Source organism: Bacteriovorax sp. Seq25_V (genome assembly GCF_000447795.1).
GTDB lineage: Bacteria > Bdellovibrionota > Bacteriovoracia > Bacteriovoracales > Bacteriovoracaceae > Halobacteriovorax_A.
Map to the genome: position 1 here is coordinate 83846 of NZ_AUNI01000017.1, position 11640 is coordinate 95485.

13 protein-coding genes and 2 pseudogenes are annotated in these 11640 nt (G+C 36.8%); 10 read left to right on the top strand and 5 right to left on the bottom strand.

Annotated elements, in window-relative coordinates; genetic code table 11:
• Nucleotides 1-149 precede the first annotated feature (149 nt).
• From M900_RS10905 to M900_RS10920, 4 genes are all read right to left on the bottom strand, one after another.
• Nucleotides 150-1178, bottom strand: coding sequence for a pseudouridine synthase (locus tag M900_RS10905; protein ID WP_021275031.1), 1029 nt, complete (start codon nucleotides 1176-1178; stop codon nucleotides 150-152).
• Nucleotides 1179-1286: 108 nt separating this feature from the next.
• Entirely contained in the window at nucleotides 1287-2819 is a 1533-nt protein-coding gene (gene scpB, locus M900_RS17230; RefSeq protein ID WP_021274920.1) for an SMC-Scp complex subunit ScpB, read from the bottom strand.
• A gap of 11 nt (nucleotides 2820-2830) precedes the next feature.
• Nucleotides 2831-3745, bottom strand: a complete 915-nt coding sequence (locus M900_RS10915; protein WP_021275001.1) for a ScpA family protein — start codon at nucleotides 3743-3745, stop codon at nucleotides 2831-2833.
• A gap of 6 nt (nucleotides 3746-3751) precedes the next feature.
• The gene (locus M900_RS10920; protein ID WP_021274908.1) at nucleotides 3752-4411 is read right to left on the bottom strand and encodes a site-2 protease family protein; all 660 of its coding nucleotides are present in this window, start codon (nucleotides 4409-4411) and stop codon (nucleotides 3752-3754) included.
• A gap of 128 nt (nucleotides 4412-4539) precedes the next feature.
• Between M900_RS10920 and M900_RS10925 the strand changes: the two genes are divergently transcribed.
• From M900_RS10925 to M900_RS17735, 6 genes are all read left to right on the top strand, one after another.
• Nucleotides 4540-4953, top strand: a complete 414-nt coding sequence (locus M900_RS10925) for an NUDIX pyrophosphatase (RefSeq protein ID WP_021275017.1) — start codon at nucleotides 4540-4542, stop codon at nucleotides 4951-4953.
• Nucleotides 4941-5861, top strand: coding sequence for a hypothetical protein (locus tag M900_RS10930; RefSeq protein ID WP_021274924.1), 921 nt, complete (start codon nucleotides 4941-4943; stop codon nucleotides 5859-5861). The genes M900_RS10925 and M900_RS10930 overlap by 13 nt, the downstream gene beginning before the upstream one ends.
• A complete protein-coding gene (locus M900_RS10935) occupies nucleotides 5858-6826 on the top strand; it encodes a hypothetical protein (RefSeq protein ID WP_021274872.1) in 969 nt (322 codons plus the stop codon). Before M900_RS10930 ends, M900_RS10935 begins: the two co-directional genes overlap by 4 nt.
• Nucleotides 6827-6951: 125 nt before the next feature.
• On the top strand, nucleotides 6952-7176 hold the full coding sequence (locus M900_RS10940) for a hypothetical protein (RefSeq protein ID WP_021275034.1): 225 nt from the start codon (nucleotides 6952-6954) through the stop codon (nucleotides 7174-7176).
• A gap of 9 nt (nucleotides 7177-7185) precedes the next feature.
• Nucleotides 7186-7437 carry a hypothetical protein gene (locus M900_RS10945; RefSeq protein WP_021274959.1) on the top strand — a complete coding sequence of 84 codons (252 nt, stop codon included), beginning with the start codon at nucleotides 7186-7188 and terminating at the stop codon, nucleotides 7435-7437.
• Nucleotides 7438-7484: 47 nt separating this feature from the next.
• Nucleotides 7485-7625 carry a hypothetical protein gene (locus M900_RS17735; protein ID WP_021274988.1) on the top strand — a complete coding sequence of 47 codons (141 nt, stop codon included), beginning with the start codon at nucleotides 7485-7487 and terminating at the stop codon, nucleotides 7623-7625.
• On the opposite strand, the gene M900_RS10950 is transcribed toward M900_RS17735, so the two are convergent.
• Nucleotides 7615-8400, bottom strand: a complete 786-nt coding sequence (locus M900_RS10950; RefSeq protein ID WP_021275014.1) for a BPSS1780 family membrane protein — start codon at nucleotides 8398-8400, stop codon at nucleotides 7615-7617. The genes M900_RS17735 and M900_RS10950 overlap by 11 nt on opposite strands.
• Before the next feature lie 197 nt (nucleotides 8401-8597).
• Between M900_RS10950 and trmB the strand changes: the two genes are divergently transcribed.
• The 4 genes and pseudogenes from trmB to M900_RS18060 all read left to right on the top strand — a co-directional run.
• The gene (trmB, locus tag M900_RS10955; RefSeq protein ID WP_021274857.1) at nucleotides 8598-9290 is read left to right on the top strand and encodes a tRNA (guanosine(46)-N7)-methyltransferase TrmB; all 693 of its coding nucleotides are present in this window, start codon (nucleotides 8598-8600) and stop codon (nucleotides 9288-9290) included.
• Nucleotides 9291-9310: 20 nt separating this feature from the next.
• Complete coding sequence (dnaG, locus tag M900_RS10960; protein WP_021274997.1) at nucleotides 9311-11188, top strand: DNA primase; 1878 nt, start codon at nucleotides 9311-9313, stop codon at nucleotides 11186-11188.
• Between the two features lie 42 nt (nucleotides 11189-11230).
• Nucleotides 11231-11428: pseudogene (locus M900_RS18055) on the top strand (RNA polymerase sigma factor region1.1 domain-containing protein); the annotation flags it as partial.
• A 72-nt stretch (nucleotides 11429-11500) separates the two neighbouring features.
• Nucleotides 11501-11609: pseudogene (locus M900_RS18060) on the top strand (sigma-70 factor domain-containing protein); the annotation flags it as partial.
• Nucleotides 11610-11640 lie beyond the last annotated feature (31 nt).

Below are 11640 nucleotides of genomic sequence, written 5' to 3' on the forward strand. Positions count from 1 at the left end.
CTCTAGTCGGGTACTTACTGAATAAAGTTGAATAAATTTTGTCGCTGACCTATATATTCAGATATTTAGATGTTTAAAAAATTTAACAATACTTGAAATTTACTGACTTAAAAGTTTGGCAAAAAAAAGGCCTCAAACGAGGCCTTTAGTTATTTTACGAATTGTACGTGAGAATGTTTTCTGGCCATCGCCTTCTTTTTCATTCTTTGAAATTTTGCTTCCTTACGTTTTTTGTGTTCAGCTTCTTTTGCTTCCCAAGCTTCTGTTCTCTCTTTTTTAGCCTTAAGAGCCTTTGTTTCAGTGATTTTCTTTAAAGAATCATAATAAGTCTCACGCTTGAATTTCTCAAAAGCCTTATCATCAGCTGCAGTACATGACTGCACTCCTTTTTTCTTTAAAGATACAGTCTTCTTCTCAGAGAAGTATTCTGCATCTTCAACAAGTTTTACTCCGTTTGCATCAATACCAATTAAGTTTAAAAGTTGTTTCTTAGAAACAGCTCTAAACTTTCCAGGTCCAATTCCTTCTACAGGAAGTCCTCCGATTGCAACACGTCTTAGTTTATCAACAACAACGTTGTTCGCTTCACAGATTTTTCTAATCTCACGATTCTTTCCTTCTGTGATTCTAAACTCTATCCAAGTCTTAGTTGGAAGTTGCTTAATAACACGAACTGATTTTGGTTTTAATTTAACACCATCAATCTCAGCTCCCTCTCTAAGGTTATTCAAAAGGAACTCATTCACAGCACCAAATACTTTTACTTCGTAAACTTTTACGATATCAGAACTTGGGTGAATAATTGTATTTGCAAGGTCACCATCATTAGTAAGAATTAAAAGACCTTCAGAAAGGTAATCTAATCTACCAACAGGATAAATTCTCTCACTCACTTCTTTACAGAAGTCCATAACAGTCTTTCTACCCTCTGGATCACTAACTGTTGTCATTACTCCACGTGGCTTATTCATTACAAGATAGATTTTTTCAACAGCACCTAGGTCTGCAACTTTTCCATCTACAAGAACAGCATCCGCTTCTGGGTCAACTTTAACACCAAGTTCTCTTTCAACTACACCATTAACTTTAACTCTCCCCTGAGAGATTAGTTCTTCGGCCTTTCTTCTTGATGTAATTCCACAATCTGCAATAAATTTTTGTAATCTAACTGATTTCATTTGATCCTCCAATCTGCCATCACGGCCGTTTGAAATTATTAAGATTAAGCCCGCCGAACTTATCTTATGAAGCGGGCTTATGCAAGCGTATAGTATTTTTTTCAGCTATTAATTAAGCTCGTCTGAATCACCTAAGTCGTTGTTTTTCATAAAGCTTAAGTCGATATCAAAGTCCTTCGCTTCATCAATCATACGATCTGTCATCGAATCGATATCATTTGAGATCTCATCTTCATCCATTTCGTTATCAATTAGAGAGTTACCACCTAGTAATTTTGAAAACGCATCATCAAGGGCCTGAGCAAGTTTTAACGCCTCATCGTCTTCATCATTCCCCATGATATTGATAACTTCTTCAGTCTCAGTTTCTTCCTGAGCTTCATCTTCTTCACTTTCTGCAAATGCAGCAGCGACTAATGCCTCAGCATCTTCTTCCTCTTCTGAGTCAAGTTCGAACTCAACATCGAGAGAGTCATCTTCCATCTCAAGCTCAATATCAGATTCATCTTCATCGTCAAATTTAATTGCTTCACCTGTTTCAAGGTCTAGCATTTCAAACTCTTCTTCCTCAAATTCTTCTGGAATATTAAATGGACCAGCAGTTAAGTCAGAGATAACTTTTGGATCTGTCACGGCCGTAAAGATCTCAGAAATAACAGAGTTTTTATTTTCTTTTGAAACAAGAGTCTTATCAAGGAACTCTTCAAGAAGGTCAAATGCAGTTTTTACAACTTCACTCTCTCCTTTAATTCTTTTCTTCTCTTCAACTTTAAGAGACTTAATAAAGTCTGTTTCAGCTTCGATTGACTTGATTGAATCACTTAAAGAATCAAGCTCGTTAAGTTCATCAGCATCAAACTTCGCCTTAATATCAGAACTCACAAGAGTTGAAATATCAGTAATCTTACCTACACCTGCAACGGCCATCTCTTGCAGCTCATGCTCCGGTGGTAATTGGTCAAGGTTTGCAAGGTTGAATACTTCAAGAAATTCCTCTGTTGTTCCATAAAGAACTGGCTTACCAACTTCCTCAGAACGACCAACAACACGAACAAGTCTCTTATCCATCAGTCCTCTTACAATGTGAGAACTATCAACACCTCTAATCTTCTCCACTTCAACTTTCGATACAGGTTGCTTGTATGCGATTACCGCTAGTACCTCAAGCGCAGTAGGAGAAAGAACAAGCTCATTAACTTTGAATAGATCTTGAACATACTTCGAATAAGTTGCTTTTGTTCTAAATTGATATCCGTTAGCAACTTCCTGAAGTCTAATTCCATGGTGCTTGCTTTCATATTCTTTCTGAAGACGAGTGATTGATTCGTGAACTACACGTAGAGGCATATCCTCATCAATTAATTGCTTAATTTTTTGAAGTGCAACAGGTTTGTCACTCATGAATAGGATTGTTTCAATAGCTCCACAAATTGTGTCGTCATTTAATCCCGTTCTTGCTTTCCAAAGCTTATCTTCTTGAAGCTTTTCATCCATATAATCAAGCTCTAGTTTTAAGTGCTCTTCTGGATATGATAAGTCTTCATCATTTGGAAACATAACAAGCTCAACTTCCATCTCATCATCAGTTGGAGCTAAGATTAATTCTGCCATTGTTTCTTCTGTTGTGTTTGTCTCATTCATGTTGTTGTCTCTCACTGTAGAATGCTATCTTCGTCTTGTTGTGTTTGTGTGTTTTCTAATTCTTCTGTACGAGATTGAACGACAACCTCTTCAGCTGCTGCCAGGAGGTCCTCTGCATCAATCTTTGTTGCGCCTTCTTCTTCCTCATCAAAACCATCAGCTTGTTCAACGTCAAAATCTTCAAGTGATCTAACAACGTCAACATATACATTTCCAAAACTTTCATTTTGAAAAATTTCAATTCTCTTTAAACGAGCAAGTTCAAGCAGGGAGATGAAAGTGATTACAACGTTATCAATAGTCTTTCCACCATCCGAGTCAAGAAGTTCGTTTAAGCTCGATTTATTACCTAGGCTTAAATTTGTTTTTAAGAAGTTTAGTTTTTCTTTAATCGATAATCGATCTCTCTTAACAACTGTATATTTTCTATTCTCTCTAAATAGGAAATCAACCATTGAAAGAGTTAATTTCTCGAGATCCATTGGAGTTAGAATCGAGTTTACAATTTCTTGTCTATTAATTTTTGGTTTCACAAAAATATCTGTTCCCTTCTTTGGAAGTTCCCATAATTTCTGTCCCATTTTTTGAAAATGCTGAAGCTCTTCAAGTCTTCTAATAAGTTCAGCCTGACTTGTGATATTCAGTGAATCCCCTGCTCCAAGTTCCGTCATCAGTGCTGTATTCTCTTCTTCAGTGATACAGTTTTTAGATTTTAGAAGAACAAGAGTAGACGCTAAATAGAGATAGTCCCCGGCGATATCAAAGTTCAGTTCCTTCATATCTGCAAGATAATCAAGGTATTGCTTAGTAATCTTTGTCAGGTCTAATTCCTTTACCGACATTTGCTCTTTTTGTATAAGCATCAAAAGAAGCGAAAGTGGCCCGTCAAAGAAATCTGTTTTTACATTAATCGTAGTATCTAACATCTAAAACTACCCCATCATCCAAACAAATAAATTCATCGCCGCATACCCAAGGTAAAGCGCCGGTTGTAGGAGATATGAAAAAATATTTGTAAACCAAAGTAGTAAAATGAACACAAAGCTATACCTCTGTAGTTCCTCATACTTTCTGGCCATATTATAATCAAGAAATGTTGAAACCATTTTCGAACCATCTAGAGGAGGAAATGGAATCAGGTTGAAAACAGCAAGAACGATATTGATCAGAACTGAGTACTCACTCATCTTAATCAGCTCTTTTCTCACAATAAAATCAAGTGGTAGTTGCGTGTAAAAAAGCGCAAAAAGAAATGTTGAAACAAGGGCCATCAAAATATTTGCCCCAGGTCCCGCGAAACTTACCCAAAAAATTCCTGCCTTCATATTTCTAAAACGACGTGGATCAACTGGAACCGGTTTAGCCCAACCAAAAGGGATCGGACCAATCATAAGACCAATAAGTGGAAATATAATTGTTCCCACTAAATCATAGTGAACAGCAGGGTTTAATGTAAGTCTTCCCTGATATTTAGCTGTGTCGTCACCGAACTTCATTGCCATCCAGGCGTGACCAGCTTCGTGAATTACGATAGCGAAAAGAAAGCCAGGGAGGCAGAGCGCTAATTTTTCAATAAAAAGTGAAATATCCATCCGACATTCATACCAAAACTTACTAAAACTATCAAATATATGCGTTGCAAAAAGAGCAAAATGTAAGAACTAGTTAAGAAAAAGATGCCTTTGAGGATAATTTACCAATTTTTGATATAATTATTGATATGAGCGATCAAGCAAGAAAAGTCCAAGTAGTTGTATTTAGAAAACAAGACAATGAATTCTATTGTCTCCTGTTAAAGACAAATCCCGAGCGAGGATCGTTTTGGCAAAATGTGACAGGCTCAGTCGACGACGGAGAAGACTTCGAAACAGCTGCTAAAAGAGAGCTTTTCGAAGAAACCGGAATAAAGTCAAATGTCACACTACTTGACTATCAAATTGAATTTTTTGACCGCTGGAAAAGAAATGTTCTAGAGAAGTGTTACTTTGCTATCTCGAATACGGACAAGATTCAAATCTCAGTCGAAGAACACACTGATTATGAATGGGTTCCTGTAAACGAGATCACTCCAACAAACTTTAAATTCGAAACAAATTATGAGGCGTTCAAGAGGGCCATGAAATGTTTAAGCTAATCGGTCTTCTACTACTATCAAACTTTATTTTTGCAGCAGATATTTTGGATAAGCTCATCAAGATGGATAAAACCAACGAAGTTGCGCAAATTCAAATTCCACCAAAGCGTTTTGAATATAATGATGATGTTCCGGATGCACAGAAATTTACTGCTGTTATTCGAAAAGGTGCCCTACTCCAGGATCTCGATGGGGAGAATTACTACCAAGCAAATGCAAATTTCGTCATTCGCGTTCGTGAAGTTGAAAGTGGAAGCTTTTATAGTTTTGTTATTGATAAGAATAACAAAGCACGCCTTGTTTGCCTCTCAACCGATATTCAACGTATCGATAACATCGTTAATCTAACTCCGAAGAAAATCAACTTTAGTAAAGAAAACTTTGAGTATCGTAAGATCGATGTTAATAAAATTCTCGTACTCAATACAATGCTCACAAGTGGTACTCACTTTTTTAATTTTTATGAGGACGCCTCCGCTCATAGTTCAATGGGACTTAATATTGAAGCAAGCTTCAAAAATCAAGAACTCATTCCTTTTGCCCTCACAATGAGCTTCAATCGCATTTCAGGGGAAATTCTAAGCTGGGACTATGCTAATCTTGGAATGAAACTTTTCAAGACAATCAATTTTGAAAGTGGAAATAAACTTATCTTTTCAGCTGAAGCACAACGCTCTCTATATGGTCAAGCAAACTTAGGAGAGAACTCGATTTCTCTAATTGAAAATAAATTTAGCCTCGGAGCAACTTATCAGTTCGGAAACTGGCTGCTGGGTCTTGAGGCCTCAAAAGAACGCCTCTTCATTCCGGCTGATATTAATCTTGTTGACAATAACTTAGAAAATACTAACCAGTACCAGACAAGCTACCTGCTTAAGTTGGGCTACTCATTCGATATACAGCTATGAAAAAAATTTTGGCCACTCTCTCGATAACAGCAAATATCTATGCCGCAACAGGAGTGGTAAAAGCCCTTGAAATACCTATTTTAATTGCGGAGGATGAGTCTAGCTCTATTTTACAAATGAAGCGTCTTGGTGAAAAAATTCACATTCACGACAATTCTCTCGATTCCGACTCTGACTATTACCTAACACTAACAAGAGATGGACGAGAGGCTTATGTTAGTAAAAAGTTTATAAAAATAATTCGTAAAAATATTCAGGAACTTGAAACAAATATAGCCTTAGAAAATGATCCGACAGACTACCGTCTTGATGAACCTATGCCTGAGTCATATCCATTTAAAATCTATAGTCATAATAAAGCACTGATTGGTTTTAATTATGGACAAGGAACAGTTAATACTTACGAATACGGTAATCAAGTTACACGCGAGCAGTTCAATCCTACCCTAGCTCTGGATATACGCTACTTAAGAAATCCGAGTTTTGATAAAACCGACAGAGTCTATTATGGACTTCACTTCGGTGGTCAAACAGAACGTAATGAAGTGCAAGTAACTGAAAATGTTTTTTCGCAAGAGAGCCACATGAAACTCTTTATTGGGCCATCATTCCTCTACACATTCTATAGAAGAAATAGTTTTGAGATTGATTTCAATGTCGATGCATCTTTCAACTATCAAAGATCATTCGTGTCTCAAGAAAGAACCAGTACAAATGAATCAGAAGAAAGAGAGTTTAGTGGAACTTTTATCTCAATGAAAATGGGTGCTAACTTCATTCATCGAAGAATTTTTGATACTCCCGATCTCGACTTTTATCATGGCCCACAGCTCTCTATAAACTCTCCATATACCTTAACAACTTCGACTCCAGCGGAGATTGCCGAACTATGGCCGTCAGATACTTTTAATATTCAAGCGGACTTTGCTCTAAGCTATAGCCTTGGATTTACAGTAAGATACTAAGATTTCGGCAACAATTTCCTCCCCTAAGAATTAATTTTAAATTTCTAAATTAAAACTTTTATCCCTCGATAAGTTTAATAACAAGGGCATGATGCCTATTAAATCAAATCTCTAGGAGGGATCCAATGACGACTCAATCACACAACAACACAGAAGTACTTTTCCAAAAACTTGGAAACACTTGGTATATCTTTGCAGAAATCGATAATGAGACAGTTTATTCAACGATGCCAGAAGGTATGGACCCATATACAACAAGCCTAGAGCTTTACAATGTAATCGAAGATCACATGGCAAGAGTTTCTAAAATTAGATCTAAGAAGAAAGGAAACCCAGAAGCGGCTGCTTAATTAGATTTTATGGGCGTTAAAAAATTCCAAAACCTATTTAAAAATAATGAAGCTTCAGCCAAGAAAACTGGAGCTTCATCTAACGAGGCTAATATGGAAGCGAGAAAAGAATCAGCAAACTCTAATAATAAAAATGTTGCAGATAAGGCTTCTGTTGAGCAGATGACAAAGCTTATTCAAAATAAGCTAAAAGATCCTGCGATGGCAAAGAAAGCGGCTCAAATCATTGAAGAGCTTTTAAACAACACTTCCAAGAAATAATTTCAAGACCACTTCCCTACTTCTAAAAAACATCCTATATTTAGGGAATGGAAAAAGAAGAAATCACACTTACAAAACTACAAGAGCTCATCAAGTTAAAACTTGAAGACCCTGAAGTTGCGCAAAAAACAGCGCAGGCCCTCAGTAATCTTCTAAATACAGAAACGAAGACAAAGCCTAAACAGTAGTCTCTTCTCCAGCTTCCTCTTCTTCACTTGTAATCAATACGGACACAGGTAATTTAAATGAGTTCTTATATATGACGTATGAGCCTGTTACGACTGTTGGTATTAAAATAATCAAACCAAGTCCTAACGGAATAGCTGCAATTATATAGATAAAAATCCACAGAATGAGATGAAACACATAAGTTAAGAAATTTTTTTTACAACCACTAAGGGCCAACAGAAGTGATTCCTTAACACTTAAATCATGTAGAGTGACAATAACAATAGAGCAGCTATAGACGTACAGCATCGCCATACATACTAAAGCCGTTACTAGTGAAACAATTACCGTTAACCCCGCTAGAACCACTCCAATTGGCTGATTCAAGGCGGCCATCAAAGTTTCCTGATTACTTACTCCAATCGCGGCAAAGGTTCCACCAAGAATCAATAGAGGAAAGATCAATAAGAGACCAACTCCGCAAAGAATCAATACAATTTTTAAGTAGTCCCACATTCTTCTGCGAAAACTGCTAAAAAAATCTTCGATGTAAACATCGTGCCCTTGATCTGCTTTATAAGCACAAAAGGCATACCCTCCAGCGAAAATAGCACCAATAGGAATGTTTAAAATCCCAAGGATAGGGATAACTCCAACAATCATCGAGACAACAAAAGCGATGATGAAGAACATAAAGAACATCCAGTACTGTTTTTTTGTCAGACTCAATGTCTCTTTAATCCAGTCGACTGCTTTCCCAATACTATTACTTACTACGATTTCTTCGTAATCCATTTTCTCTCCCTATCTCATTCAATTTTAAGATATTATACAATACATGTTCACCTTCTTACGTATTAATATAAATTAATCCTAATATCAGTTATTTAGACTGCACAATCCTTGTACTAAAAGCCACTTAAATCTAGAAAGTAATGGACGAAGCCTCACTTATTTGATAACAAACTGCAATAATTTTAGGAGCATCAAAAGTGGACAAGCCATACACAGAAGATTTTGAGTATACTCACAAAAATCCATACCATGACAAATTAACAGAATTTGACGAATTCGTTCTTCGCGATCACGAAGCTGAAGAGCATAAAGGGCTTTGGAACAAAGAGATCTTCAAAAGAGATGCACCACTTTGTCTCGAGATTGGAAGTGGTTACGGTCACTTCATGCTTGATTATTGTGAGAAGTATCCAACTGATAACTTCGTTGGTCTTGATTACCGCTTTAAAAGAAGCTACGCGCTTGCAAAGAAACTAGCCCGTCACCCATATCAGAACTTTCGCTACTTGAGAGCGAAGGGAGAAAGAATCGAGTTCATGTTCGCTGAAAATGAACTTGATAAATTATTCTACTTCTTTCCAGATCCATGGCCAAAGAAGAGACACATGAAAAAAAGACTATTCCAAAAGAACTTCCTAGAGAGAGCTTATAAGGTTCTTAAGCCAGGTGGTTACTTCTTCATTAAAACTGATCACGATGGATATGGTGAGTGGATGAAGGAGATTATTGAAGATCAAGATCTCTTTGAAGTAGAGCTAATGACAACAGATCTTTGGAATGAGCCGGAAGATAACTTCCTTAAAACTTTCAAAACTAAATTTGAAAAGATATTCCTAGAACAAGGTATCAATATTAAGGCTTTTATCTTAAAATCAAAGAAGAGCTCTTAAGTACAAAAAATTCAGGTAATATGTCGCTACAAAACTTGCGTGAGAAAATCGTTAACGAAATTCCCATCTCGGAGTTAATCTCTCGATATGGGATCAATCTAACTAGAAAACCTTCTGGCTATGTTGGCGTATGTCCTTTTCACGGAGACACAAATCCATCAATGTCTGTTTCTGACGACAAGAGAATCTACAAATGCTTTGCCTGTGGAGCAGGTACGACCCACTTTGATTTTGTCATGAATCTTCACAACCTAAGTTTTGTTGAAGCATTAAAAGATATAAGTGAGAAATTTGGGATCGATTTCGAATCATTTACAGAAAAAACTGAGAAGTCCCAAAAAGTTATCTACGCAGAAAAAATCCTCAAGGCATCAAGTGAGGTCTTTTACAAAATTGGCCAATCTTCCTGCGAGCCATTTAAAGAGTTTGTTCAGCAAAGAAACCTCTCTCAAGAAATTGTCGAGCTCTACAAACTTGGATTCGCACCCAAGAAAAATACTGTTATAGACTATATCTCATCACTCCCAAAAAAAGCTCAAGATGAGGTCCTAGCTGTCAGTCAAGAAATCGGACTCATTAAATATAGCGATAGAAATAAGTCCCAATATGATACCTTTCGCGACCGTATTATCTTTCCAATCTGGGACCATTACGGGAAAGTGATTGGCTACACAAGTCGCTCGATCCATAAGGATCAGATGCCTAAATACCTTAATTCAGGTGAATCTTTCATCTTTAACAAGCGTAACCTATTGTATGGTCTTCATCTTGCAAAACCTTTCATTAGAAAGCGAGATGCCGTCATTCTCGTTGAAGGGAATATGGATCAAATTACGATGTTTAGAAAAGGTTATGAACATTCAGTTGCTATAATGGGAACCGCACTTGGAGACAATTCTCTGCGCGCACTGAAGTCACTTACTCATAACGTCTACCTCGGACTTGATGGAGATGACGCTGGATTTAATGCATCTGTGCGAATCAATAAGCAGCTATTACAAAATGGAATCATTCCAAATTATATCGATTTTGCACCTCATAAAGATCCAGATGATTTTTTAAATAATGAAGGCGCTGTCGCTCTTCAAAACAGAATTGACGACTCAAAAGCATTTATTGATGTACTCTTTGAAAAGCTTCTACCTGAAACAGGACTCGATATTGTCGACACAAAGCTAAAAATCCTCGATCAAGCTTTTGAAATTGTCGCTCCATTAAAAACAGACCTTCGCGCGACAGAGAGATTAATGAAGTGGGCCCAAAAGCTTGGACTTAAATCTGCTTCAGAAAAAATTATCGAAAGCTATGAAAACTTCTTAGGAAATAATCGCGAATACCCTACAGCAGCACCGCAACCAACCGATGAGGAAGCTAGAATTCACGAAGAAATGATGGCCTTCAATGAGCAAGAACTCTATGCAAGAGAAGTGCCAAATGGCCCTGAAACCTTATCAAAAGTGGAAGAAACTTTGATTATCGCTTTAATTGAGCATCCTGACTGTCTGGAGCATGAGCAAATGAGCGATTTACTTGATTTTATGGGCTCTGATAGGGTAAAACAATATATTCTTAAACTGCGAGAAATCATTTTTGAAATTGATCAGAAAGAGTTTAAGAACTTTGCAGTTAATATCGCAAAAGAGTTTGGCCTCGAAGATGTTGCGCTTAAAGGTGTTAATAAATCACAAGACTTCTCAATTGAAAAAGATACTGCAAAAAAGATTTTAATCGATCTTGAAAAAAAATTGATAAAGGAAACATTAAAAGAAAAAAAAGAACTTCTAAAAACAAAGAGACAGTATGTCCAAACTGAAGAAGAACTCTCTCAACTTTTAATGGAAATCCATCAAATAGAAAAGAAACTGTACAGTTTAAATAATCCGAAAGGACCCCTGTAAAAAGGGCTTAAGATCTTAGGAGTGAATACCATGTCAAGCGCTATGACATTTTTAAAATCGAGAGATTTTTTAAAACTTCTGGAAAAAGGAAGAGACAACTCTTACCTAACACCAGAAGAAATTAACGATGCTATACCTGCAAGCATTATCGATCCAGAACTTGTCGACGAAATCATGCTTGCCCTCCAAGAAGCGCAAGTTGATGTACAAGAAGATGTATTTGAAGAAGAAGATGACGGGATCAAACTAGACGGAACTGAAGTAATTGAAGAAACTCTATCAAAAGAAGAAAGAGCAGAACTCAAGTCCGCATCAACAGATCCAGTTAAACTTTATTTAAAAAGAATGGGTTCAGTCGCTCTTCTTACAAGAGAAGGCGAAGTTGTTATTGCTAAAGAAATTGAAGACGGAGAGAGAGAGATTATTCTTTCATCTCTAAAATCAGCTCACGC